Consider the following 24,242-nt stretch of genomic DNA (forward strand, 5'->3'; position numbering starts at 1 on the left):
CCTAACCGGGAGTGCCAGCCATGAAATTCGCCCCTCTCCTCATCGCCGCGACGACATTGGCGTGGACATCATCGGGGTGGGCCCAGGCCCAGCCCATTGGCGGCAAGCCCGCGACGGCAGCGACCAAGGCAGCGAACGCGGCCGTGCTGAACGAACTCCCTTTCAACGACAAGGCCGACTTCGAGGATGCCCAGCGCGGTCTGGTGGCCAAGCCCGACACGCTGACCATCCGCAATGCCAAGGGCGACGTCGTCTGGGACCTGGAAGCCTACAAGCAATACATCGGGCTCGACAAGGCGGCGCCGGACACGGTCAATCCGAGCCTGTGGCGCAACGCCCAGTTGGGCATGCAGAACGGACTGTTCAAGGTGTCGGACCGGATTTACCAGGTGCGTGGCTTCGACCTGTCGAACATCACCTTCGTGCAGGGTGACACGGGATGGATCGTGCTGGACCCGCTGATCTCGGCCGAGACGGCCAAGGCGGCGCTGGAATTCGTCACGAAAACCCTCGGGCAGAAGCCGGTGGTGGCCGTGGTGTACAGCCACTCGCACGTGGATCACTACGGCGGCGTGCGCGGCGTCGTGAACGAAGCCGATGTCCGGTCCGGGAAGGTCAAGATCTTCGCGCCGGAAGGCTTCACGGAGCATGCGGTCAGCGAGAACGTCATCGCCGGCAATGCGATGGGGCGCCGCGCCGTCTATATGTATGGGGCGCTGCTGCCCCGCAACGCGCGCGGTGGCGTGAACGGCGGGCTGGGGCAGACCGTGTCGACCGGCGACGCGGGGCTGATCGTCCCCACGGACATCATCAACAAGACCGGCACCGAGATCACCGTGGATGGCGTGAAGATGGTGTTCCAGATGACGCCAGGCACCGAGGCGCCGTCCGAGATGAACACGTTCTTCCCCCAGTTCCGGGGCATGTGGATGGCCGAGAACACGACCAACACCATGCACAACATCCTGACGCTGCGTGGCGCTCAGGTGCGTGACGCACTGAAGTGGTCGAGCTACCTGAACGAGACCATCGACACCTACGGCAAGGATGTCGATTTCAAGTTCCAGGCCCACCACTGGCCGATGTGGGGCAACGCCAAGATCATCGACTACTGGAAGAAGCAGCGCGACCTGTACAAGTACACGCATGACCAGTCGGTCAACCTGATGAACAACGGCTACACCGGGGAAGAGATCTCGGAGATGATCAAGCTGCCGCCGGAACTCGACAAATTCTGGCCGAACCGGGGCTATTACGGCACGCTGCGCCACAACTCCCGGGCGGTCTACCAGCGCTACATGGGCTGGTACGACGGCAATCCGTCCGACCTCAACAACCTGCCGCCGGAAATGGCCGCCAAGAAATATGTGGAGTACATGGGCGGCGAAGCGGCGGTGCTCAAGCGCGCCAGGGCGGATTTCAGCAAGGGCGACTATCGCTGGACGGCCGAAGTCCTCAAGCATGTGGTATTCGCCAACCCCAACGGCAAGGCGGGCAAGGACCTGCTGGCCGATTCCCTCGAGCAGCTGGGATACCAGGCGGAGAGCGGCCCATGGCGCTCGGTCTACCTGATGGGCGCCTATGAACTGCGCAATGGCGTGCCCAAGGCCGGCGGGACGACGACCGCGAGCCCGGACACCATCAAGGCGATGCCGCCGGAGATGCTGTTCGACTATCTGGCGGTTCGCTTGAACGGGCCGAAGGCCGCTGGCAAGAAGATCGGGCTGAACCTCGACTTTACCGACCTGAAGAAGCAGTACGGGCTGGCGGTCGAGAACGCGGTGCTGAACTATGGCAAGCCGCTGGCGCAGCCCGACGCAAAGGTCACGCTCTCGAAAGCGACGCTTGACGCCATCCAGCTCAAGGAGACCACGATCGAGAACGCCATCGCCAAGGGCGATATGAAGGTGGAGGGCCGCCGCGAGGCACTGAGCGAGTTCCTCGCCCTGCTCGACACCTTCCCGTTCTGGTTCAACATCGTGACGCCATGAAGACGACGACCGCGGTGTTGATGGCCACGCTGGTAGCGTGGCTTGGGGCCCTCCCGACGACGGTGGCGGCGTGCGGCTCCGACTTCGTGCTGGGAGACGAAGTCGGCGCCGCGCATCCGGCCTCCATTGGCGTGGCCTTCGCGCTTCACGATGCCATTGGCGCGGGCAGGTTGCCAGCTGCCGAAAGCAATACCGGCGCGCAGGCGCGAGAACGTGCGGACGATGCGGCACATAGGCTGGAGCAGCGGCTCGCATCGGCCGGGCCGAAGCTGCCGCCGATGGCGCTGCTGCAGGTGGAGTCGCGGCTCTGGACGCGATATGGTGCGGCGAGCCGCCGGCACGCCGCCCCCGATGCGCATCACGACGCGGGCCCGGCCGATGGCGACGTGGTCGTGGTGACCGGGGAACCCGTGCTGCGCGCCTTGCTGGACGGCCGCATCGGCTGGGCGCAGGCTGTGGATGCCGGACTGGTCGTAGTCGTGGGCGAGCCCGCCGCCCAAACCCGCGTGGCGACGGTGCTGGCGGCGCGATTTGCCATGGCGGGTGGATCTTCGCTGGCGAGCCATGTAGCGAGCAGCCGGCGCTAGTCCGCCCCCCGAAGCACAATCGTCGCACGGCGAGCATTGCAATCGCCGGCCGCTGGAGAGGTCACCATGCAATGTTCGGTCGGAATCTTCAACGACGTGCCGATGGCGGTCCTGTTCGTGACCGTCGGCCTCGGCTATGCGGTAGGCAAGCTCAAGATCGGGCCGATCGGGCTCGGTGGGGTGTGCGGCACGCTGATCGTGGCGCTGTTGATCGGGCAGACCGGCTGCCAGCTCCACGGGGAGCTGAAGGAGGTGGCCTTCGCGCTGTTCATCTTCGCGATGGGCTATTCCGGCGGCCCGCAGTTCTTCGCCAACCTGAACCGCTCCAGCCTGCGGTTCATGGTGCTGCCCCTGATCGAGGCGATTGCCGTCATCTCCATCGTACTCACCGCCACGCGGATGATGGGCCTGGACCCCGGCACGGCGGCGGGGCTGGCGGCTGGCGCTGCCACCGAATCGGCTGTGGTCGGCACGGCGGCCGAAGCGCTCAAGCACCTTGGCCTGGGCGCGGCGGAAACCACGCGGATGGAATCGAACATCGCCACCGCGTACACGCTGACCTATCTGGTCGGCCTCGTCAGCATTGTCTTCTTCACCAGTCAGGTCGCGCCGATGCTGTTGCGGCTCAACCTGAAGACGGCGTCCCGCGAGCTCGCCACCCGGCTGGAGGCCGCCTCGGATGACGACGTGGCCACGCAACCGGCGCTCCCGCGTCTGGTAGGCCGCGCCTATCGCGCCGAAGGGGCCGCCGGGCTGACCGTCGGCCAGCTTGAACGCCAGATTGGCGGGCGCACCCTCGTCGCGGGCCTGTTCCGCGGCAGTGAGGCCGTCACGGCGGACCCGGACCAGAAGATCGAGGCGGGCGACATCGTCGCCCTGATCGGTGTGCGCGAGCGGCTGGTCAATGCGGGCGAACGGGTCGGCGTGGAGGTGTTGCCGCCGGCGGCCCACCACGATGTGCTCCAGCTCGACGAACGCCAGGTCATCGTCAACAAGCCCGGTCTGAACGGCCGCACGCTGGGCGATCTCGCCCGGGCGGCCACGCAGCGGCATATCCGCTTCGTCTGGGTGCAACAGATCATGCGCTCCGGCATGAGCCTGCCGATTACGCCGGCCACGCAGTTGCTGCACGGCGACCGCCTGACGCTGGTCGGCACCGACCCGGCGCTGAGCGCGGCCGCGCAGGAGCTGGGCACGGCCGTGCGCCACGTGGACACCACCGATCTCGTCTTCCTCTGCGTGGGGATCCTGCTGGGTCTGCTGGTGGGCATGCTGTCCGTGACCGTGTACGGGATTCCGATCTCGCTCGGCAGCGGCGGCGGGGCGCTGCTGAGCGGGCTGGTGTTCGGCTGGATCAACTTCAAGCGGCCCGGGCTGGGGGACATGCCGCCGGCTGGCGTCCAGTTGCTGAAGGACCTCGGCTTGGCGATATTTGTCGCCAGCGTGGGATTGTCGGCGGGGCCGGATGCCATCACGCTGGTGCGCGAGCATGGCGCGATGCTGCCGCTGGTCGGCCTCGCCGTGTCGCTCGTGCCGGCTTGCCTGTCGCTATGGATCGGCCACGTGTTCCTGAAGATCGAGGGCCCGTTGCTGATTGGCGCCATCGCCGGGCAGCACGTGAGCACGCCGGCGATCAGCGCCATCCTGGCCGCCAGCCAGAGTTCGGTGCCGCTGCTCGGCTATACGGTGACCTATGCCATCGCCAATGTGATGCTTCCCGTACTCGGGCCGATCATCGTGGCGCTGGCCTACCGGCTGGGGTAGCCGTCCCCAGCCCAGATTTTCTCTCTCCCTCCGCTGCGCACTCTGCCGCAGCAAGCCGCGCTCCACATACTGTACGTTTGTACAGTATAGTAGCGCCACACCAGACCCCGCCGGGGCCTGCGAAGCCATCGTAATTCGCCGAGCCGATCGGAGTACGATGGTGGGCTCCGGCGGTGCGTCCGCCCCCTGCATTGCGCTTAACCCATTGATTTGCGAGGCAAAATTGTCCGACCATGGCCTGATCCGCATCCGCGGCGCCCGTCAGCACAATCTCAAGAATATCGACCTTGACCTGCACACGGGCCAGATGACCGTGGTAACGGGCCCCTCGGGCTCGGGCAAGTCCAGCCTGGTCTTCGATACGCTCTACGCGGAAGGCCAGCGCCGCTACGTGGAGACCTTCAGCGCCTACGCGCGCCAGTTCCTGGACCGCATGGACCGTCCGCAGGTGGACAAGGTGGACGGCGTGCCGCCGGCCATCGCCATCGACCAGACCAACCCGGTGCGCAGTTCCCGGTCCACCGTCGGCACGATGACCGAGCTGAACGACCACCTGAAGCTGCTCTACGCGCGCGCGGCCGAACTGTTCGACCGCCAGACGGCGCTGCCGGTGCGTCATGACTCCCCCGAGACCATCTACGCCGAACTGGCCGCCCGCACCGCGCCCGGCCAGCCCTTTGCCGACGCCCGGCTGGTGGTGACCTTCCCCGTGGAACTGCCGGCCTCGGCCACCGAGGAAGAAGTGGCGCAATGGCTGTCCGTCAGCGGCTACACGCGCGTGCACGGCCAGCGCGTGGTCGAGTCCGCCACCGGCAGCCGCAAGGTGCTGGACGTGGTGGCAGACCGCTTCCGCATCGCCAATGTGGACAAGGCCCGCGCCGTGGAGGCCATCGAAGCCTCCCTCAAGCGCGGCGGCGGTCGCGTGAGCGTGCAGGTGGTGACCGACGCCGGCGACGGCCCGGTCTGGCGCTTCTCCACCGGCCTGCACAGCCCGGAAAGCGATATCCGCTACGCGGACCCGCAGCCGGCGCTGTTCTCGTTCAATTCCGCCTATGGCGCCTGCGAGACCTGCCGGGGCTTCGGCCGGGTCATCGGCGTGGACCTGGGCCTGGTGATTCCCGACAGCCGCAAATCGCTGCGCGACGGGGCGATCAAGCCGATGCAGACGCCGGCCTGGAAGGAATGCCAGGACGACCTGATGCGCTACGCCGCCCGCGCCGGCATTCCGCGCGACCTGCCGTGGAACCAGCTCAGCGAGGCCGAGCAGCACTGGGTCATCCACGGCTCGCCGGACTGGAACGGCCAGTGGAACAAGCAGTGGTACGGCGTGATGCGGTTCTTCAGCTACCTGGAATCGAAGGCCTACAAGATGCACATCCGCGTGCTCTTGTCGAAGTACCGCAGCTACACGCCCTGCGAAACCTGCGGCGGCGCGCGCCTCAAGACCGAATCGCTGCTCTGGCGCCTGGGCGACAAGGCCAATGCAGACGCCGTGCTCCAGCCGGATCACCGCTTCCTGCCGCGCGGCGTGGACTGGGATCGCACCCAGCTGGAGGCGCTGCCGGGCCTGACCGTGCACGACCTGATGCTGATGCCGATTGCCCGCATCCGCCGCTTCTTCGACGATCTGACGCTGCCGAGCGCCTTGCTCGACGACGCCCTCAAGCTGCTGCTGGCCGAGGTGCGCACGCGCCTGAAATACCTGTGCGACGTGGGCCTGGGCTACCTGACACTGGACCGCCAGAGCCGCACGCTGTCTGGCGGGGAGGTCCAGCGGATCAACCTGACCACGGCGCTGGGCACCTCGCTGGTCAACACGCTGTTCGTGCTCGATGAGCCGAGCATCGGCCTGCATCCGCGCGACCTGAACCGGATCGTCGAGGCGATGCATCGGCTGCGCGACGCCGGCAACACGTTGGTGGTGGTGGAGCACGACCCCTCGGTCATGCTGGCCGCCGACCGGCTGATCGACATGGGCCCCGGCCCTGGCGAGCGCGGCGGTGACATCGTCTTCGACGGCACCCCGGCGGCCATCCGCCATGAACGTACGCTGACCGGCGATTACCTCGGCGGGCGGCGCCTTGTGACGGATGCGTCGCACTGGCAGGCGCGCAAGGTCGATGCGGACACGCCGCGCCTCCGGCTGGAAGGCGCCACCGAGCACAACCTGCGCGATGTCAGCGTCGAGATTCCGCTGAACCGGCTGGTCTGCGTGACTGGCGTGTCCGGCTCGGGCAAGTCCACGCTGCTGCAGGACGTGCTGTACCCGGCCATGGCGCGCCATTTCGGCAAGGCCACCGAGTCCCCCGGCGCGTTCCGCGACCTGATCGGCGCCGAGCAGGTGGATGACGTGGTCTTCGTGGACCAGTCGCCCATCGGCAAGACCGCGCGCTCCAACCCGGCCAGCTACGTGGGCGCGTTCGACGAGATCCGCAAGCTGTTCGCCCGCGCGCCGCTGGCGCTCCAGCGCGGCTACACGGCCGGCACGTTCAGCTTCAATTCGGGCGACGGGCGCTGCCCGACCTGCGGCGGCTCGGGCTTCGAGCACGTGGAGATGCAGTTCCTGAGCGACGTTTACCTGCGCTGCCCCGATTGCGACGGCACGCGCTATCGCGCCGAGGTGCTAGAGGTGAAGATCGCCCGCGCGGTGCGCGGCCAGCCGTCGCGCCAGTTGAGCGTGGCCGATGTGCTGGAGCTAACCGTCAGCGAGGCGACGGCGCTGTTCGCCGACGATGCCGCCGTCCTGCGCGTGTTGGCGCCGATTGCCGACGTCGGCCTGGAATACGTGAAGCTGGGCCAGCCCGTGCCGACGCTGTCCGGCGGGGAGGCCCAGCGGCTCAAGCTGGCCGGCTTCCTGGCCGAGACCGCGCAGACCCAGCCGGTGAAGAACCGCAAGGCGGTGATCCTGCCCCGGCGGCTGTTCATGTTCGACGAACCCACCACCGGCCTGCATTTCGACGACATCGCCAAGCTGATGCGCGCGTTCGGCAAGCTGCTGGACGGCGGCCATTCGCTGATCGTGATCGAACACAACCTGGATGTGATTCGCGCGGCGGACTGGCTGATCGACCTGGGCCCGGAAGGCGGCGACGCCGGCGGCGAGGTGCTGTGCGTGGGCACGCCCGAGGACGTCAAGGGCTGCGAACACTCGCATACCGGCCATGCGCTGATCCAGTATGACCAGGCCATGGGCGAGGCCGGCACGCTGGCCGCCGAGCGCGCCGAGATGGCCGGGCACGGCCTGCCGCTGCAAGCCGCGCTGCAGGCCAAGCGCGCGCGCCGGGCCATCGAGGGCGAGGGAGTGGTGCGCATCGTCAACGCGCACGAGCACAACCTGAAATCGCTGAATGTCGATATCCCGCACGGGAAGTTCAATGTGATTACGGGCGTCTCGGGCTCGGGCAAATCCACGCTGGCCTTCGACATCCTGTTCCACGAGGGCCAGCGCCGCTATCTGGAATCGCTGAATGCCTATGCGCGTTCGATCGTGCAGCCGGCCGGGCGGCCGGAGGTGGACGCGGTGTATGGCATTCCGCCGACCGTGGCCATCGAGCAGCGGCTGTCGCGCGGTGGCCGCAAGAGCACGGTGGCGACGACCTCCGAGGTCTGGCACTTCCTGCGCCTGCTGTACGTGAAGCTGGGCATCCAGCACTGCGTGCATGACGGCGCGCCGGTGACGTCGCAGAGCGCGGCGTCCATTGTGGCGCAACTGCTGCGCGACCATCGCGGCCAGCATGTGGGCCTGCTGGCGCCGCTGGTGGTGAACCGCAAGGGCGTCTATACGGATCTGGCCAAATGGGCCAAGGCGCGCGGCAACACCCACCTGCGCGTGGACGGCGAATTCCTGCCGGTGGACCCGTGGCCGCGCCTGGACCGCTTCCGCGAGCACACCATCGAACTGCCGGTGGGTGACATCGTGATTTCGGCGGATAACGAGGCGGCGCTGCGCGCGCTGCTGGACCAGACGCTGGAGGTGGGCAAGGGCGTGATGCACCTGCTGGCGCCGCTGGATGGGCTGCACGACGCCATCCATGATGGCAACGGCACCCGCCACGTCGGCGAAACCAAGGTGTTTTCGACGAAGCGCGCCTGTCCGGTCTGTGGCACGAGCTACCCGGAACTCGATCCGCGCATGTTCTCGTACAACAGCAAGCATGGCTGGTGCACCACCTGCGTGGGCACGGGGCTGGCGCTGACCCGCGAGCAGCGCGCGGCATACGACGACACGGTGCTTGGCGCCGACGACAACCGCGGGCGCGAGCAAAGCCTGCCGTCCGAGGAGCAGGAGCCGGAAGGCGTGGGCGATACGCCTTGCGCCGATTGCAGCGGCACGCGCCTGAACCCGGTGGCGCGCGCGGTGACCTTCGAGGCCAGCGCGATTACCGATGTCGCCCAATGGACCGTGTCCGATACGCGGCGCTGGGTGGACGGCCTGCGGCTCAAGGGCCGCGATGCCGAGATCGCGCGCGACGTGGTGTCGGAAATCGCCAGCCGGCTGCAGTTCCTGGAGGAAGTGGGGCTCGGCTACCTGAGCCTGGACCGGGCCGCGCCGAGCCTCTCGGGCGGCGAGGCGCAGCGCATCCGCCTGGCGGCACAGCTCGGCAGCAACCTGCAGGGCGTGTGCTACGTGCTGGACGAGCCGACCATCGGCCTGCATCCGCGCGACAACCAGATCCTGCTGGACGCCCTGCGCAAGCTTGGCGACAAGGGCAACACGCTGGTGGTGGTGGAGCATGACGAGGACACCATCCGCCGTGCCGACCACATCATCGATATTGGCCCCGGCGCCGGCAAGCGCGGCGGGCATCTCGTGGCGCAGGGCGGGGTGGCGGCGCTGGCCGCCGCACCGGACTCCACCACGGGCCAGTTCCTGGCGCGGCCGATCATCCATCCGCTTCAGCCGCGCCGCGCGGTGCGGCCGGCGCGCGCGGGCCGGGAAGCCGAGCCGGCGCAATGGCTGACCGTGGAGGGTGCGCATCTACATAACCTGCGCCATGTCACGGCGCGGATTCCGCTGGCGCGTCTGGTGGCGATTACCGGCGTGTCCGGCTCGGGCAAGTCCACGCTCGCGCGGGACGTGCTGATGACCAACCTGCTGGACGCCGTGGGGCGCTCGGTAATGTCGTCGCCGGCCACGCGCCGGGCCCGGGCTGCCGCCGAGAAGGCCGGCAAGCCTACGGCCACGCGCGCGCTGAATGTGGCGCATGCGTGGCATGGCTGCACGTCGATCAGCGGTTGGGAGTCCATCGATCGCGTGCTGGAGGTCGACCAGACCCCCATCGGCAAGACGCCGCGCTCGTGCCCGGCCACCTATATCGGTGTCTGGGACGCGATCCGGAAGATGTTTGCGGAGACGCTGGAGGCCAAGGCGCGCGGCTACAGCGCCTCGCGCTTCTCGTTCAATACCGGCGACGGGCGCTGCCCGGCCTGCGAGGGCCAGGGCGTGCGCACCATCGGCATGAGCTTCCTGCCCGATGTGAAGGTGCTGTGCGACGTCTGCCATGGCCAGCGCTTCAACCCGGAGACGCTGGCGGTGACCTGGCGCGGCAAGAACATCGGCGATGTACTGACCATGGAGATCGACGAGGCGGTGGAGTTCTTCGGCGCCATCACGCAGATCGCCCATCCGCTGCAACTGATGAAGGATGTCGGCCTCGGCTACCTGACGCTGGGGCAGCCATCGCCCACGCTGTCTGGCGGGGAGGCGCAGCGGATCAAGCTGGTGACGGAGCTGTCGAAGGTGCGTGACGACATCACGCGCCGGGGCCAGAAGGCGCCGCACACGCTGTATGTGCTCGATGAACCGACCGTGGGCCTGCATATGGCCGATGTGGCGCGGCTGATTCGCGTGCTGCACCGGCTGACCGATGGCGGGCACAGCGTGGTGGTGATCGAGCATGACCTCGACGTGATTGCCGAAGCGGACTGGATCATCGATCTCGGCCCGGAGGGTGGGGCGGCCGGCGGCACCATCGTCGGCGCGTCGGACCCGGAGACGCTGTCGCGCAACGCGGCGAGCCATACCGGCGCGGCGCTGGTGCCGGTGCTGGCGCGCGAACCCCACGAAGGCGCCGAGCAGGAAAAGCGGGGGATCGCAGTGGAATGAGGGTGGAATAAGCGTGAATGTGATGAAAAAGACCTGATCCAGGTTGCTCCCACTGCATTCCTGGCATAGAGTCGTTCCGATATCCCCGTCATCCGACGGTCCGTAGCCGATACCGGAACCGACCCGATGCCCCGTTTTTCATCACGCTTTCTTTCTCGTTTCTCTGATGTGCCGTTGGCCAGCCTCGGGCTGGCCACAGTCGCCTTGCTGGCGGCGTGCACCACGGCGCCCCCGGCCCCGCCGCAGCGCATGCCTGCGTCACCCTCCACCACGATTACACCGGCGCCGGGCGTCACCTATGGCGGCTCCGGTGGCCTGAGCCGTTCGCAGATGGAAGCCGCCGGCAACGCCTGCGAAAAGGCCGTCACCAACGCGGTCAAGCAGCGCTATCCGCAGCCCGGCAGTGTGATGATGATGCCGGACCGTGAACGAATCTATCAGCAGACCAGCACGCAAACCGGCGTCAACGGCGAGGGCACCTTCGAGCCCGATGCCTCGGACTCGGCCATGGCCTTCCGCTACACCTGCCTGTTCAACACGCGCACCAGCCGCGTGGACGACGTGCAGATGCGGTTCTGAATCGTTGAATTATCCAGCATTTCGCTGATATCGCGCTGCTAACGGTGGGAAACCTCTTCCCATCGGCCGCGATCTCCCGGCAACTTCCCTCTGATCTATTAAGCGGACGCTGAAGCGGCTTCAGCAGGCCCGCGCGTTTTCCCGTATTGTCTCGATCTGGCGACATGGACGGCCCCCCGTCCGGCGCCTTCGCCCCGATCGCCCCTACTGGTAATCCGACCGTGCAGACCCCCGCCAGCCAGCCGTCCTCCGCGCCGCCCAGCCCGGCCACGCAGCCCCCGCTCGACAACGCCATGACGCCCCGCGAGAAGCGCGGCATGGCGGCGATCATGATCGCGGTGGCGCTGGCCACGCTCGACACGGCCATCGCCAATACCGCGCTGCCGGCCATCGCGGCGGACCTGCGTAGCACCCCGCAGGCCTCGGTCTGGATCATCAACGCCTACCAACTGGCGATGGTGGCCACGCTGCTGCCGTTCGCCGCGCTGAGCGGCATCGTCGGTCACCGGCGCATGTATCTGAGCGGGGTGATCGTCTTCGTCATCTCGTCGGTGATCTGCGCCATGGCGTGGTCGCTGCCGTCGCTGGCTGCCGCGCGGGCGCTGCAGGGCATCGGCGCCGCCGCCATCATGAGCGTGAACACGGCACTGATTTCCGCGATTTTTCCGATGCACCGGCTTGGGCGCGGGCTGGGGCTGAACGCGTTGATCGTCGGGGTGTCGTTCGCGGTCGGGCCGACCGTGGCGTCCGTCATCCTCTCGTTCGGCACCTGGCCGTGGCTGTTCGCCGTGAACCTGCCGATCGGGCTGCTGGCGCTGTCCATCGGCTGGCGCTCGCTGCCGGAGAGCAAGCGCAGCACGCATGGCTTCGACCCCGTGGCGGCCATCCTCAACGTCATTACCTTCGCGGCGCTGATCTTCGCGCTCGGCGAGGGCGTGCAGCGCGAGCCGGTGGAATACGTGGTGGCAGCCGCCGTGGTGTTCCTCATCGCCTTCGTGCTGCTGCTGCGCCGCGAACGCGGTCATCCGGCCCCGATGCTGCCGGTGGACCTGTTCCGTCGGCCGATGTTCGCGCTGTCCACGCTGACCGCCGTCTGCTCGTTCGCCGCGCAGGGGCTGGCCTTCGTGTCGCTGCCGTTCTATTTCGAGCATGTGCTGGGGCGCAATCCGGTGGAAACCGGCTTCCTCCTGACACCGTGGTCCGCCGTGGTCGCGCTGATGGCGCCGCTGGCGGGGCGCCTGTCTGACCGCTATCCGCCCGGCCTGCTCGGCGGGGTGGGGCTGGCCGTCATGGCGGTCGGCATGGCGTCGCTGGCGATGATGCCGGCGGATGCCAGCGCGCTGAACATCGGCATCCGCATGGCGATCTGCGGGGCTGGCTTCGGTTTCTTCCAGTCGCCCAACCTCAAGGCACTGATGGGCAGCGCGCCGCGCGAGCGCTCGGGCGGTGCCAGCGGGGTGATTGCCACGGCGCGCCTGATCGGTCAGGCCACGGGCGCTGCGCTGGTGGCGCTGTCGTTCAGCATTGCCGGCGAGCATGGGCCGACCCTGGCGCTGTCGCTCGGCGCCGGTTTTGCCGGGCTGGCGGCCATCGCCAGCGGCCTGCGGCTGGTGACGCCGCAAAGTGCGGACAGCGCGGACAGCGCCGCGATGCGGGCCGCCGGCAAATAATCAGGAAATAAGCGGCGCCGCTTTGTGCGCGCACAGCTTGTAGAAACTGCATGCCGTAGGTGGATGATTCGCCACACCTGGCGCCTGCCGCGCTCGGTATGAAACTTGCCGCTTCTTCCGTATCGGGGCCGCGTCTCGCGCCCCAGCCCATGGAGGAACGCAATGAAGCGATCAGACGACTATGGCCGACGCCGGTGGCCGGACCAGCGTTACGGCGGCTCGGAGCAAGGCTACGGTCACGTACCGGGCGATGATCGGAACTGGCGGGAACGCGACCTGTCGGGCGGCCGGTACGGCAACACGCGCGACCGCAATCCCTATGACGCCAGCGACAACGGCTGGAACGCGCCCGACGACAATGTGCGCGACGATGGCGCCTGGCGGCGCGGCCGTACGGCATGGGGCACGGAATCGGGCCGGCAGGGCAACCAGGCACGTGGCGGTCCGGTCTACTATCCAGCCCGCTCCACCTACGACGAGAACCGCGACGAGAGCACGCCGCACAACCGCGGCTACGTGACCGCCTACAGCAGCGGCTATGAGGATGGCTATCAGGCCGCCTCGCGCTCGCCCGGCACCACGCCCGCCCGGCGCGCCGACCCCAATCCCCCTTACGAGCCCTACCAGCCCCAGCCCCAGCCCCAGCGCGGCTACGAGGCCGAGGCCGGCCGCAACTACCGCCAGCGCTCACGCGGTGACCAGTCGTTCGGGCAGGAGCGGTCGCCCTATGGCTATTCGCGCCGGGTGGGACCGAAGAACTACACCCGCACCGACGAGCGCATCCGCGAGGAACTGTGCGAGCGGCTGGCCCATCAGTCGGGCCTCGACGTGAGCGAGGTGGACGTCACGGTCATGGGCAGCATCGTCACCCTGACCGGCTCGGTGGACAATCGGCGCATCAAGTACGAGGTGGAAGACATTGCCGATGACACCTTCGGCGTGACGGATGTGATCAACAAGCTCCACATCCGCCCGTATGGCGTGCTGGCCTCGGAATAATCGAACTAGTGTCGAACTAGTGTCGAACTAGTCCGATTTGCCCCCCTCGCGAAAGACAATGCCCCGGTTCGCCGGGGCATTTTTCATGGGATGGCCCGGAGACGGGCACCCTAGAGATCGCTGCCGTTCGGCGGATTTTCCATGCGCTTGTCGGTCTGGTCGGCCCGGTCGACCGGGGTGTCGGACGGCAGGGACTCGGCGGCGCGCTGCACTTCGTCGGAGATCTCGTCCTCGGGGTTGTCTTCCTCGGCCACGTGGAGGTCGCGCTCGGCCTGGCCCAACTCCCGTTCCAAGTCGCTGGCATCGGTGTCCAGGTTGGGATCGAGCGTGCTGGGGATGCTCTCGGGGTCGCTGGCGCCGGTCTGGTCCCCTGGTCGGGAGGGCGTGTCATGCGGATGGCGGGACGTCTTGCTCATGATGGGGCTCCTGATGATCGATTCATGGTCGGTTCACATGTCCTTCGACAAGAAGGGCGGCAAGTTGCATGCCAGTCGGCACATCCCGCTCGGCGGGGCGGCCGGCATGCGCAACGGCAGGGGCGAAGGTTTAGGGTTTTCACCAAGACCCGCCGCCGCCTATAGTTCCAGGCAGGGGACCGCGACACACATTCGCCACGCAGACCGCCCGCCAGAGGCTGGAATGCCAATTGCTCAGGGATGGTGGGCTGCGTGACCTACGCGGTGCAGGGCACCGCCAGGCGTCAGCCAGGGAGATCACGATGAACTTGTCCGGCATCCTGGTGACGATGAGCCTGGCCTCGTCGGTAGCCGTCTCCTCCACGCCCGTGGAAAAACAACTGCTCTCCATCAGTCCGCGCGACTTCGCCCACCAGTTCAACGCCGTGGCGACGGGCGCCGGGTCTCGCCTCGCGCTGCCCGATTTCCGCGCCAAACCCGGCTGGCATCGCGCCAAGACCAGCGAGGGCATTTCCGTGCTCGTGCGCGCGGCCCACACCGGGTACGCCATCGACGAGGTGGTGGTGGTCTGCCGCGCCGTGGAACAGTGCCTGATGACGATCTGCACGGCCGCGCTTGCCATCGACGCCACCGTGGACCCGGTGCTGCTCCAGCGCTTCATTGCCGCGCGCATCGCCGCGCAGTTGGGCGAGGTGGCCCTGGTCATGTCGGGTCTGGTGTACCTGGTGGTGTCGCCCAAGGACGACGACTATGTGGCGCTGGTGATCCGGCCGTACCAGCCGCAGCAGGAACTGACCGCGCCGCGCCAGGCGGGGCTGCTGCGCGCCGGCTATCCGCAAGGTTAGGGCGCTGCCCTCCTAGTGCAGCGGCGGACTCATCCGCCGCGACGTCATGCCTGCGGCCCGCGCGGGAGAGAACTCGGCTACGCGATGCTCGAGCAGCCGCTGCAATTCCGTGGCGCCCCGGTAGTAATGGGCGAGCAGCAGCCGCAGGTCCGGATCGTCGATCGGCTCGCGCAGCAGTGCGCCATAGGCGCTGGCCGCGCGGCCGGCCTGTTGTGCCGCGTGGCGCAGCAGCAGCAACTCGCCGGCGTCCGGCGAGGGCGTGCCGGGGCTGCCCGGCGTATCGCGCCGCGGTGGGGGCACGGCAGAGCCGTGCGATGTACCGTGTCCGTCGCCCAGACTGGCGCCGGCCCGGACGGCCAGTTCGGCTGCCGCACAGCGCTGCATGTTCGCCCGATGCGCCAGCACGGCGCGCATCTGCGGGTCAGACGCCGCAGCGGCCACGGCGGACAACGACTCTGCGCACGACTGGGCATGGCGGCTCAGTCGGGCGAGTGTAGTAGTCAATGCATCCATCTACGTCTCCGTCATGTCCTTGCAGTTGTCTTGTCATGTCTCACTGTAGGAGACGGTAGCCGTTCCGGGACCAAAGCCCTATCCATATCGCCCTGAAATTTCGTGCAGATCTGAGTTGAGTGCACGCAAAACGCCGCCCGCCTGCAAACGCAGGGGGCGGCGCGGGTGATGACCGGTCGGCGGGCTTGGCGCGAACTTAGCGCTTGGTGCCCGGCGCCGGGTCCGGCGAGTCACCCTTCGGGCCGGACGGTGCGTCGGCGGTCGGCACCGCGGGGGCGCCTTGCTCGCGCGGCTTCTTCGAACGTGCCGTGGAGTCCTTCTTGGTGGTCGAGCTGTCCTTGTGCATGGTCGAGCCGCTGCTCATCGTGCCGCTGCTGCCGGGTTGGGTGGCAGAAGGCAAGGTGCCGCGCTGCGTGCTGGGGCCTTCAGGGGCCGGCGGCGCGCTCGGGTTCGGCACGTTCGGCGAGACGGGGGCCTGGCCGCCCCCCTGGGCCATGGCAGGCATCGCGATCAGCGCGCTGAGGGCGAGGGCGGTTGCGGTAAGCGTGCGTTTCATGTCGGTTTCTCCAAGATTGTGTCCTCACGGTAGTTCCACGATATTCGGGACGGCCGCCTGCCACTTGGGGGCGATGCCTGAAACGCATGTAGGACATCGACTACTTTGCCGCCGGTGCTGGGTTTTGCACGTTTTATATCGGCATGTAAAAGGGGAAAGGTCGGAGATGGGTACGAGGACGCCCGGCGTGCGCCGTGGGGCGCACGGGCCGTGGTGTGGCGCGCGGTATGGAATTTGCGTCCCGGTTGAGAAGCACGAGAGAAGCACGGCGGCGTGGCGTGGCAAGAGAGGGCGCCGCGATCGACGATCAACCGGAGATCCACATGAACCAGGGCAACTACAGGGGTGGCGGGTCCGACGACCGCAACTCGGGCGGCTACGGCAGTGACCGCGACGACGATCGCAACATCGACGACCAACGTGGCAGCACCCAGCGCGCCGGTTGGCAGAATCAGGGCGGCAGCCACTGGCAGCGCCAGCAACAGGCCGACAGCGGCAACTGGCTGTCCCATCAGCAGCAAGGGAATCAGCAACAAGGCGGCGGCTCCGATTGGCAAGGACGCCCCAGCCAGCAGCAGGGCGGCGGCAGCGACTGGCAGGGCAGCGGCCAACAGGGCGGCAACCAGCAGGGCCGCAACCAGAGCACCTCGCAGGAATCCTCCGTGCGGACGGGAAGCGGCTACGGCGGCTATCAGGGTCAATCGGAGCGCTACGGCAGCGAGCAGAACGAGCGTAGCCGGGGCGAACGCGAACGCTATGGCGAGGACCCCTCGTCGCTGTACGGCCAGCGCAGCGGCTACGGCGGCGATCCGCGCCGCATGGAAGCGCACCGCTACGGCGGCAACCGCGCCGGCGAGGGCTGGAACCCCGGCGCCGCGCGGGATCAGGGCGGCCCCGCCGGCTATGGCGAAGGCCGCTACGGCGAGTATGGCGAAGGCCAGCAGCGCGGATCTGGATCGCGCGAGCGCTTTGTCGGCTCGGGCGAGCGTGAGCGCTGGGGCGACTGGCATCAGGAAGGCCGTGCCGGCCGTGGCAGCGAATGGTCGAGCCAGCAAGGCAGCCAGGGTGACGAATGGGGCCAGGGCCGCAGCCAGGGCGGCGCGCGCGGCGGCTGGGAAAGCCAGCAGCGGAGCCGCAGCATGCAGCAGCAGAACCCGCGCATGCAGGAGCGCAATCGCCAGATGAGCGGTCAGTGGCCTGACGCGTCACGCAGCGGCGGCGCGCCGTGGGATGAGCCGGGGCATTCGCCGGATATGCGGACCCACTATCCCGGCGCCTATGGCGTGTCCGACTACGAGCCATCCGCCGGGCAGCAGGGCACCCGTAACTGGGGCGGCCAGTCCGCCGGATCACGCGGCTATGGCGGCGCCAGCCGCTCGGCCGGGTTCGACCGGGCCGGCTACGACCGCGACGACCGGGCCTACGAGCAGTTCACAGGTGCCAACGAGCGTAGCTCGCTCAATCGCGGCTATGGCGGCGCGGGCGGCTCGGCGGCGGCGCGTGCCCAGCGCGTGGCGCCCAAGGGCTACCAGCGGTCGGATGAACGTATCCGCGAAGACCTCTGCGAACGCCTGACCCACAGCGGCCGCCTCAACGTCCGCGACGTGGAGGTGACGGTATCTGGCGGCGTGATCACGCTGAGCGGCTCGGTGATGGACCGGCAGCAGAAGTACCGCATCGAGGATATTGCCGACGATGTGTTCGGCGTGAAGGACGTGCAGAACCAGTTGCGGGTGCAGCGCGAAGCGGGAGGCCAATCGGGCAGTCAATCGGCCATGCAATCGGGCAGCCGTCTCGGCGGTTTGAGTAGCTCGGGCAGCTCGGGCAGTGCGAGCACCACCCCCGGTTCCTCGTCCAGCGGCTACACCAGCGCACTGGAGGCCGGCCGGACCGGCAAGGCGCCCACGGGCACAGATCCGCAGTCCGGTTCGACCCCAACCGGCAAATCGTCCACCTGATGGAAGGGAGCCACCATGAGTGAACTGAACCCGGCGCCCGGCGCGGGCGCCGACCGCAGCCAGCGCGCCACGCGCGTGCGCTCCGATGCGTCGCTACATGACCTGCTATGCGAGCGCCTCTGGCGCAGCGGGATCGATGTGAGCGAGGTGTCGGTGACCGTGCAAGAAGGCGCGGTGACGCTGGAAGGCGCCATCGGCACCCGGGCTGACCGGGCGCGCGTCGAGGACGCCATCGACCGGATTCCCGGCGTGCGCGCCGTGGAGAACCGCGTCCGCGTGGCGCCTGACCGGTCTTCGGCAGGCCGCTAGCGGAAAGCGCGGAAAGACTGAACGCGGAACCTTAACGCGGAACGAATCAAGCCGGACGTTGCAACGCAGGACGACCATCCGTATCACAGCAAGAAGAAGGAGACGCCCATGCCATTCGCCTATGCAGGAACGCGCCGCCGGCGCAACCGCGACCGTCGTCGCAACCATGACGCGATTGGCGCCGATGCCGGCCAGCGTGGCGAGAACCCGCAGGCGCCGCAATCCAGCCCGCAATCCAGCCCGCAGTCCAACACCGAGCCCTCCGGCCCGCAGTCCAACCCGCAGGCGGAGCGGGGCAAGCCGGACGAGCGGGGCAACGCGCCACCCGGCGTGGGGGAGCAGGACCTCCACGACCCCGGCAGCCGCGACCCCGATGCGCCGCCCGTGGACAACCGCTCCTGACATGAAAAACGCCCCCGAGGGGGCGTTGCCACAGGACGGGGGGATGGGCGTCAGGCCGCAGCCATGCGCGCAATCCCGCAATCCATCTGGAACGTGGAGGGGCTGGATGTTTCGGCCTCTTCCGTTTCTTCTACGTCGTCTGCTGCCTCAGCCTGCTCGTCCTCCACGCGCAGCGAGACTTTGAGGCGCTCCGCTGCCGCACGGCCCACCCGGATGGCTTCGTCCCGGGTCTTGTGACGGCTGATGGCGCGCGGCACGCCGTCCGCCCGCAGATCCCAAAAGCCGTCGTTCAGCACGATGTGAAAATTCTTCGGCATGGTGAATGTGCTCCTGGTCGCTTCCCGATTATTGAGAGGTCCGTCTCCACGCGGACTGCCAATATTCTCGGATGGCGACCCCGGCATGCTGCATCGGCGTTTGTCTGACAGGGCTGTCGGTGGCCGCCGCTTGGCGCGTGACGCGGGCGGATCTCGTCGCGGCGGGAGCGCCCGCGCCCCCCGCCATGTTCATGTTTCGCCGCCTGTTCAATCGGGCTGAACAGCGCGAAAAGTTGAACAGCGGCGTCCTTTGGTCCATGATCGGGGTTACTTTTCCCGATTCCCGTTCGGCGACCCGGAGGACGCAGCCATGGACCAGAAGGCGGGCGATATCGACTGGGTGGAGGCCGCGCTGGTGGCCCTGCACCGCACTACGGGCATGCAGGCCCGCATCCGCCATGGCCGGCGCGACCCGGGCGGCGAGGCGCCGGTGGCCGCCATTTCCCTGCGGCGCGGCGACGCCGCCCATCGCTACGCGGTGGAGTGCCGGCGCTCGGTGCGCACGGTCGCGGACCTCTCCGTGGTGCGCGCCCAGTTGCAGGAGCGCGCGCCGGGCCTGCTCGTCACCACCTACCTGACCCCGGCGCTGGCCGGGCAGTGCCGCGAGATGGGGCTCCAGTTCCTCGACACGGCCGGCAATACCTTCCTCGATGCCCCGGAATTGTTCGTCTTCGTCATCGGCCAGACCCCGCCGGACAGCGTGGTGCGGCCCGCCGTGCGCATCAGCGGCAACCCGAGTTCCCAGCGGATGGTCTTCGCGCTGCTGTGCCAGCCGGAACTGCTCCAGGCCACGTACCGGGAAATCGCCCGGGTCAGCGGCATTGCGCTGGGCTCGGTGGGGGCGGTGTTCAACGGGCTGTCCGCGCGCGGCTGGCTGCTGGAGACGCGCGAGGACGAGGGGCGGCGCCTGACCGCGCCGGACCGGCTGCTCGATGAATGGGTGGCCAACTATCCGACCATCCTGCGCCACCGGCTACAGCCGCGCCGCTTCAGTGCGCCGGCGGCGGACTGGTGGCAGGCGGTCAACGCAACGGAGCTGGGCGGCTACTGGAGTGGCGAGGTCGCGGCGGCGGCGATGGTCGGCGGGATTCGTCCGGCCAGCCAGACGCTCTATATCGCCCCCGCGCGGATGGCGGGCGCGCTCCAGATGCTGACCCAGAAACACCGGCTGCAGCCGGACCCGGACGGCACGGTGGAGGTGCTCGAAGCGTTCTGGGACCCATCGGTAGAGGGGCTGGAGTCCCCGCCGCCGGGCCGGCCGGACCTGGCGCCGCCCGTCCTCGTTTATGCCGACCTGATGGCCACGCTCGATGCGGACCACCTCGCGGAGGCCACGCAGTTGCGCAAGGCGCGCATCAAGGACGTGCTGGACCGGTTCTAGGCCACCGGCCAGCCGTCGCCTGATCTCGTTCAAATTTCGTCTGCTCGGCTCCCTTACTGGTTCTTCATCGCCGCAGCCAGCCGCGCGATGATCTCCCCCTCGCTCTTGAATGCCTTCTGCGCATAGGCCGAATACTGCTCGGGGCCCATGTAGTTGGTGATCATGCCGTACTGGCGCGTCACGTTCAGGAACTTGGGGTCCTTGAGCGCGTTGCGGAACGCTTCGTCAAGCCGCTTGACCACCGCGGGCTTCATGCCGGCCGGCCCGATCACGCCGAACGGCGAGTTCGACCAGACCGGATAGCCGATTTCCTTGAGCGTGGGGGCGTCCGGGAAGTCCGCCGCGCGCTTCTCCGACAGCGTGGCCAGCACCCGCATCTGGCCGCTCTGCACATAGGGCAGCAGGGTGTTGGACAGCACAGCCACGTCCGACGAGCCGCTCAGCAGGGCGGTGATGGCCTCGGCGTCGCCCTTATAAGGCACGTGGGTCCAGTTCGACTGGGAGACGCGCGCCAGTTCCGAAATCGTCAGATGCTGGCTGCCATAGATGCCGGTGGTGCCGTAGCTGATGCCGCGCTTGTCGGCCTTGGCCTCGGCAATCAGCTCCTGCATGGTCTGCCACTTGGCGTCCTTCTTCACCGCCACCGCGAAGTTGTAGTCCGCGATCATCGACACGTAGGTCAGGTCCTTGAGCGGGTCGTAGCGCATCTTCTGCACGTGCGGCAGGCGGAAGATCACCACCGGCGCCATGCTGAGCGTGTAGCCGTCCGGCTCGGTGGTCACCATCTGCGTGGCGCCCAGCGTGCCGCTGACGCCCGGCTTGTTCTCCACCACGATGGTCTGGCCCAGCTCGCGCCCGGCCGCATCGGCCAGCGCGCGGGCCACCTGGTCGGTCACGCCGCCGGCGCCGTAGGGCACGATCAGGCGGATCGGGCGGGTGGGGAATTCATCGGCGGCCTGCGCGACGCCCGGCAGGATGCCGGCGCCCGTGGCGGCCACGGCGGCGCCGGCCATGGCGAAGCGGACAAAGGTACGACGTTGCATGTTGTCTCCTTGGGTTCGTCACGCCGGATCGTGGTTGTCCGGCTGGCAATACATCTGCCGCAGTATGACCGGGAGACAGGGCGCGCGGGGCGCCTGGTAGAAGGTGCGAGCCCGCTATCCGTCGATTTCATCGACGTCATGCGCCGGCTGCATTGGCGCCTCCGGGTAAGTCCGGAGGCGCCGGGGGAGCGTTGGAGGAAGCGCGCCCGACGAATGTCAGGCGGCGATCACGCGGGTGCGGATGAAGGCATCGTCACGCATCAGCGCCTCGGCCCAGCCGGCCGGCGGCACCAGGCTGATGTCGGTGATGGCGTAGCCGATATCCCCGGCAGTTTGCAGCTGCTGCGCCACGATATTGGCGCCGATCTCGGCCAGCGCCTGGTTGAAGTGCGACAGCGTGCCGGGCCGGTTGTAGTGGATGTTCAGGATGCGCGCCGGGGCCTCGAGCGGGTTCGGCTGGATCTCCGGCAGGTTCACCGCGCCGATGGTCGCGCCGGTCTCCAGGAAGTTGGCGAGCTTGGTCGCTACTTCCACGCCGATGTTCTCCTGGGCTTCCTCGGTGCTGCCGCCCACGTGCGGGGTCAGGATGACATTGGGCTTGCCCTGCAGCGGCGTGACGAACGGATCGGTGTTGCTGCGCGGCTCCTCCGGGAACACGTCGATGGCGGCGCCGGCCAGGTGGCCGTCGTCCAGATGCTGGGCGAGGGCCGGAATATCCACCACCGTGCCGCGCGAGGCGTTGAGCAGGATGGCGCCGCGCTTCATGGACGAAAGCGCCCGCGCGTTGAGCAGGCCGCGCGTCTGGGGCGTGGCGGGCACGTGCAGCGTCACCACATCGGCCTGCGCCAGCGCGTCTTCCAGCGTGTGGGCGGGCATGGCCGAGCCGAGCGAAAGGCGCGGGCGGATGTCGTAGAACACCACGCGCATGCCCATGGCTTCGGCCAGGATGCCGACCTGCGCGCCGATATTGCCGTAGCCGATCACGGCCATGGTCTTGCCGCGAATCTCGAACGAGCCCTTGGCCGACTTCTGCCACTCGCCCAGATGGGCCGCGCGGCTTTTCTCGGGGATGCGGCGCATCAGCATGATCGCCTGGCCGATGACCAGTTCGGCCACCGAGCGCGTATTGGAGAACGGGGCGTTGAACACCGGAATGCCGGCGTGGGCCGCCGCGCCGAGGTCGACCTGCGAGGTGCCGATGCAGAAGCAGCCCACCGTCAGCAGCTTGCCGGGCTGGGCGAACGTTTCCGCCGTGAGCGTGGTGGCGGAGCGGATGCCAAGCAGTTCGTGCCCCTGCACCGCCTGCTGGAGGGGCTCGCCGGCGAGGGCCTTGCCCTGCGTGGCGACGTCGATCTGATGGCGCCCCAGCATTTGCTGGGCGCTGGCGTGGATATTTTCGAGGAGGATGGCGGTGGCCATGAGGGTCTGCCGAGGGTCAGGAGGTTGGAGATGCTGTGGGCGCGCGGCCATGAGGAACTGAGGGCCTGGCGCGCCGATGCGCTCACCTTATCACTGTCCCTTACCCGTGCTCATGAAGTGGGCATCGCGGGCCACTTGCGGCGCCTCATTGGGTAGATGTCTTTGTCATCGTACAACTAGGGTAATTTCGGTCAACATCACTTATTCGAATGCTTGCAGCGCCGCTTTTGTTCTCATATGATGTCTGATAACTATAACGAGGACGGAGACAACACGATGCAAGACACCCCATTCGACGCACGCAGGCGGACCCTGCTGAAAGCCGGCGGCGCGGCTGCTGCGACTGCGGCCAGCGGCGGGGCACTTGCCCAGGCTTTCGAGTTCAAGCCGAGCCAGCGCTATCCCGACGCGGCCGTGGAGATCCTCGACCCCAGCTTTGCCAAATACCGCCTGTTCAGTTCCACCGTGGAGCAGCTCGCCACGGGCTTCCGCTGGGTGGAAGGGCCGGTCTGGTTCGGCGACGGCCGCTACCTGCTGTTCTCGGATATCCCCAACAACCGCATCATTCGCTACGACGAAGCCGCCAACCAGTGGAGCGTCTTCCGCCAGCCGGCCAACTTCAGCAACGGCCACTGCCGCGACAAGCAGGGCCGGCTGATCAGTTGCGAACACCTGACGCGCCGCGTCACCCGCACCGAGTACGACGGCTCCATCACGGTGCTGGCGGACCGCTACCAGGGCAAGCGCTTCAACTCGCCCAACGACATCGTCTGCAAGTCCGACGGCTCGCTGTGGTTCTCCGATCCGCCGTTCGGCATCGGCGGCGAGTGGGAGGGAGACAAGGCCACGCCAGAACTGCCGCACGCGGTCTATCGGATTGATCCGAAAGACAACGCGGTCACGCAGGTCATTGCCGATCTGAACGGCCCGAACGGCCTGTGCTTCTCGCCGGACGAGAAGAAGCTCTACGTGATCGAGGCGCGCGCGCAGCCGCACCGCGTGGTCTGGGCCTATGACGTGGCGGCGGACGGCGGTCTGTCGAACAAGACCAAGCTGATCGACGCCAACGGCCCCGGCGCGCTGGACGGCATGAAGTGCGACGTGGATGGCAACATCTGGGCCGGCTGGGGCAGTAGCGGGGCGCCCGGCGCGGACCCGGCCAAGCTGGACGGCGTGCGCGTGTTCAATCCGCAGGGCAAGGCCATCGGCCATATCCACCTGCCGGAACGCTGTCCGAACCTCTGCTTTGGTGGCCCCAAGCGCAACCGTCTCTATATGGCGTCCAGCCACTCGCTGTACGCGCTGTACGTGGAGACGCGCGGCGCGGTCTGATTCTCGATATTCATCGAAAATCGCTGAAAAGTTTCATCTCGCCGACGAGAAAACT

19 protein-coding genes are annotated in these 24,242 nt (G+C 67.8%); 13 read left to right on the forward strand and 6 right to left on the reverse strand.

Features of this window, described 5'->3' with window-relative positions; translation table 11 throughout:
- Positions 1 to 20: 20 nt before the first annotated feature.
- The 7 genes from AC1DFU_RS12410 to AC1DFU_RS12440 all read left to right on the forward strand — a co-directional run bounded on the left by AC1DFU_RS12410 (position 21) and on the right by AC1DFU_RS12440 (position 13,696).
- On the forward strand, positions 21 to 1,991 hold the full coding sequence (locus AC1DFU_RS12410) for an alkyl/aryl-sulfatase (RefSeq protein ID WP_441592980.1): 1,971 nt from the start codon (positions 21 to 23) through the stop codon (positions 1,989 to 1,991).
- A complete protein-coding gene (locus AC1DFU_RS12415) occupies positions 1,988 to 2,578 on the forward strand; it encodes a hypothetical protein (protein ID WP_092300626.1) in 591 nt (196 codons plus the stop codon). Before AC1DFU_RS12410 ends, AC1DFU_RS12415 begins: the two co-directional genes overlap by 4 nt.
- Positions 2,579 to 2,644: 66 nt before the next feature.
- The gene (aspT, locus tag AC1DFU_RS12420; protein ID WP_441592982.1) at positions 2,645 to 4,342 is read left to right on the forward strand and encodes an aspartate-alanine antiporter; all 1,698 of its coding nucleotides are present in this window, start codon (positions 2,645 to 2,647) and stop codon (positions 4,340 to 4,342) included.
- 223 nt (positions 4,343 to 4,565) lie between these two features.
- Positions 4,566 to 10,448, forward strand: a complete 5,883-nt coding sequence (gene uvrA, locus AC1DFU_RS12425; RefSeq protein ID WP_441592984.1) for an excinuclease ABC subunit UvrA — start codon at positions 4,566 to 4,568, stop codon at positions 10,446 to 10,448.
- A 249-nt stretch (positions 10,449 to 10,697) separates the two neighbouring features.
- The gene (locus AC1DFU_RS12430; protein ID WP_441592985.1) at positions 10,698 to 11,027 is read left to right on the forward strand and encodes a short-chain fatty acid transporter; all 330 of its coding nucleotides are present in this window, start codon (positions 10,698 to 10,700) and stop codon (positions 11,025 to 11,027) included.
- 293 nt (positions 11,028 to 11,320) lie between these two features.
- Positions 11,321 to 12,697: an MFS transporter gene (locus AC1DFU_RS12435; protein WP_092300759.1), complete on the forward strand. Its 1,377-nt coding sequence runs from the start codon at positions 11,321 to 11,323 to the stop codon at positions 12,695 to 12,697.
- Between the two features lie 162 nt (positions 12,698 to 12,859).
- On the forward strand, positions 12,860 to 13,696 hold the full coding sequence (locus AC1DFU_RS12440) for a BON domain-containing protein (protein ID WP_092300614.1): 837 nt from the start codon (positions 12,860 to 12,862) through the stop codon (positions 13,694 to 13,696).
- A gap of 110 nt (positions 13,697 to 13,806) precedes the next feature.
- Here the strand turns inward: AC1DFU_RS12440 and AC1DFU_RS12445 are convergent, their stop codons facing one another.
- Positions 13,807 to 14,112, reverse strand: coding sequence for a hypothetical protein (locus AC1DFU_RS12445; protein ID WP_441592987.1), 306 nt, complete (start codon positions 14,110 to 14,112; stop codon positions 13,807 to 13,809).
- 302 nt (positions 14,113 to 14,414) lie between these two features.
- Between AC1DFU_RS12445 and AC1DFU_RS12450 the strand changes: the two genes are divergently transcribed.
- Complete coding sequence (locus AC1DFU_RS12450; RefSeq protein ID WP_092300607.1) at positions 14,415 to 14,957, forward strand: malto-oligosyltrehalose synthase; 543 nt, start codon at positions 14,415 to 14,417, stop codon at positions 14,955 to 14,957.
- 12 nt (positions 14,958 to 14,969) lie between these two features.
- Here AC1DFU_RS12450 and AC1DFU_RS12455 read toward each other — a convergent pair whose 3' ends face one another.
- Both AC1DFU_RS12455 and AC1DFU_RS12460 read right to left on the reverse strand, forming a co-directional pair.
- Positions 14,970 to 15,470 carry a hypothetical protein gene (locus tag AC1DFU_RS12455; protein WP_092300604.1) on the reverse strand — a complete coding sequence of 167 codons (501 nt, stop codon included), beginning with the start codon at positions 15,468 to 15,470 and terminating at the stop codon, positions 14,970 to 14,972.
- Between the two features lie 196 nt (positions 15,471 to 15,666).
- Entirely contained in the window at positions 15,667 to 16,026 is a 360-nt protein-coding gene (locus AC1DFU_RS12460; RefSeq protein WP_441592989.1) for a hypothetical protein, read from the reverse strand.
- Between the two features lie 323 nt (positions 16,027 to 16,349).
- Between AC1DFU_RS12460 and AC1DFU_RS12465 the strand changes: the two genes are divergently transcribed.
- From AC1DFU_RS12465 to AC1DFU_RS12475, 3 genes are all read left to right on the forward strand, one after another.
- The gene (locus AC1DFU_RS12465; RefSeq protein ID WP_441592991.1) at positions 16,350 to 17,984 is read left to right on the forward strand and encodes a BON domain-containing protein; all 1,635 of its coding nucleotides are present in this window, start codon (positions 16,350 to 16,352) and stop codon (positions 17,982 to 17,984) included.
- Positions 17,985 to 17,999: 15 nt separating this feature from the next.
- Positions 18,000 to 18,293 (forward strand): BON domain-containing protein, encoded by a 294-nt coding sequence (locus AC1DFU_RS12470; RefSeq protein WP_441592992.1) that lies wholly within the window; start codon positions 18,000 to 18,002, stop codon positions 18,291 to 18,293.
- A gap of 108 nt (positions 18,294 to 18,401) precedes the next feature.
- On the forward strand, positions 18,402 to 18,695 hold the full coding sequence (locus AC1DFU_RS12475) for a hypothetical protein (RefSeq protein WP_092300596.1): 294 nt from the start codon (positions 18,402 to 18,404) through the stop codon (positions 18,693 to 18,695).
- 50 nt (positions 18,696 to 18,745) lie between these two features.
- Here AC1DFU_RS12475 and AC1DFU_RS12480 read toward each other — a convergent pair whose 3' ends face one another.
- Positions 18,746 to 19,012: a DUF2188 domain-containing protein gene (locus AC1DFU_RS12480; protein ID WP_441592994.1), complete on the reverse strand. Its 267-nt coding sequence runs from the start codon at positions 19,010 to 19,012 to the stop codon at positions 18,746 to 18,748.
- A gap of 310 nt (positions 19,013 to 19,322) precedes the next feature.
- Here AC1DFU_RS12480 and AC1DFU_RS12485 point away from each other — a divergent pair, with 310 nt between their 5' ends.
- Positions 19,323 to 20,393, forward strand: a complete 1,071-nt coding sequence (locus AC1DFU_RS12485) for a type IV toxin-antitoxin system AbiEi family antitoxin (protein ID WP_092300590.1) — start codon at positions 19,323 to 19,325, stop codon at positions 20,391 to 20,393.
- A 53-nt stretch (positions 20,394 to 20,446) separates the two neighbouring features.
- On the opposite strand, the gene AC1DFU_RS12490 is transcribed toward AC1DFU_RS12485, so the two are convergent.
- Entirely contained in the window at positions 20,447 to 21,436 is a 990-nt protein-coding gene (locus tag AC1DFU_RS12490; RefSeq protein ID WP_441592996.1) for a tripartite tricarboxylate transporter substrate binding protein, read from the reverse strand.
- Positions 21,437 to 21,652: 216 nt separating this feature from the next.
- Positions 21,653 to 22,855: a phosphoglycerate dehydrogenase gene (serA, locus tag AC1DFU_RS12495; protein WP_092300584.1), complete on the reverse strand. Its 1,203-nt coding sequence runs from the start codon at positions 22,853 to 22,855 to the stop codon at positions 21,653 to 21,655.
- A 276-nt stretch (positions 22,856 to 23,131) separates the two neighbouring features.
- Here serA and AC1DFU_RS12500 point away from each other — a divergent pair, with 276 nt between their 5' ends.
- Positions 23,132 to 24,187, forward strand: coding sequence for an SMP-30/gluconolactonase/LRE family protein (locus AC1DFU_RS12500; RefSeq protein WP_441592999.1), 1,056 nt, complete (start codon positions 23,132 to 23,134; stop codon positions 24,185 to 24,187).
- Positions 24,188 to 24,242 lie beyond the last annotated feature (55 nt).

The sequence above is a fragment of the Cupriavidus sp. 10L45 genome, from assembly GCF_056395225.1.

What these genes read in the sequence shown, in the direction of transcription:
- AC1DFU_RS12470 (WP_441592992.1), top strand. Translation starts at nt 18,000, where the DNA reads ATGAGTGAACTGAACCCGGCGCCCGGCGCGGGCGCCGACCGCAGCCAG.
- AC1DFU_RS12460 (WP_441592989.1), bottom strand. Translation starts at nt 16,026, where the DNA reads ATGAAACGCACGCTTACCGCAACCGCCCTCGCCCTCAGCGCGCTGATC.
- AC1DFU_RS12410 (WP_441592980.1), top strand. Translation starts at nt 21, where the DNA reads ATGAAATTCGCCCCTCTCCTCATCGCCGCGACGACATTGGCGTGGACA.
- AC1DFU_RS12480 (WP_441592994.1), bottom strand. Translation starts at nt 19,012, where the DNA reads ATGCCGAAGAATTTTCACATCGTGCTGAACGACGGCTTTTGGGATCTG.
- aspT (WP_441592982.1), top strand. Translation starts at nt 2,645, where the DNA reads ATGCAATGTTCGGTCGGAATCTTCAACGACGTGCCGATGGCGGTCCTG.
- AC1DFU_RS12485 (WP_092300590.1), top strand. Translation starts at nt 19,323, where the DNA reads ATGGACCAGAAGGCGGGCGATATCGACTGGGTGGAGGCCGCGCTGGTG.
- AC1DFU_RS12440 (WP_092300614.1), top strand. Translation starts at nt 12,860, where the DNA reads ATGAAGCGATCAGACGACTATGGCCGACGCCGGTGGCCGGACCAGCGT.
- AC1DFU_RS12430 (WP_441592985.1), top strand. Translation starts at nt 10,698, where the DNA reads ATGCCTGCGTCACCCTCCACCACGATTACACCGGCGCCGGGCGTCACC.
- AC1DFU_RS12500 (WP_441592999.1), top strand. Translation starts at nt 23,132, where the DNA reads ATGCAAGACACCCCATTCGACGCACGCAGGCGGACCCTGCTGAAAGCC.
- AC1DFU_RS12455 (WP_092300604.1), bottom strand. Translation starts at nt 15,470, where the DNA reads ATGGATGCATTGACTACTACACTCGCCCGACTGAGCCGCCATGCCCAG.
- AC1DFU_RS12415 (WP_092300626.1), top strand. Translation starts at nt 1,988, where the DNA reads ATGAAGACGACGACCGCGGTGTTGATGGCCACGCTGGTAGCGTGGCTT.
- AC1DFU_RS12450 (WP_092300607.1), top strand. Translation starts at nt 14,415, where the DNA reads ATGAACTTGTCCGGCATCCTGGTGACGATGAGCCTGGCCTCGTCGGTA.
- serA (WP_092300584.1), bottom strand. Translation starts at nt 22,855, where the DNA reads ATGGCCACCGCCATCCTCCTCGAAAATATCCACGCCAGCGCCCAGCAA.
- AC1DFU_RS12490 (WP_441592996.1), bottom strand. Translation starts at nt 21,436, where the DNA reads ATGCAACGTCGTACCTTTGTCCGCTTCGCCATGGCCGGCGCCGCCGTG.
- AC1DFU_RS12465 (WP_441592991.1), top strand. Translation starts at nt 16,350, where the DNA reads ATGAACCAGGGCAACTACAGGGGTGGCGGGTCCGACGACCGCAACTCG.
- AC1DFU_RS12475 (WP_092300596.1), top strand. Translation starts at nt 18,402, where the DNA reads ATGCCATTCGCCTATGCAGGAACGCGCCGCCGGCGCAACCGCGACCGT.
- AC1DFU_RS12445 (WP_441592987.1), bottom strand. Translation starts at nt 14,112, where the DNA reads ATGAGCAAGACGTCCCGCCATCCGCATGACACGCCCTCCCGACCAGGG.
- AC1DFU_RS12435 (WP_092300759.1), top strand. Translation starts at nt 11,321, where the DNA reads ATGACGCCCCGCGAGAAGCGCGGCATGGCGGCGATCATGATCGCGGTG.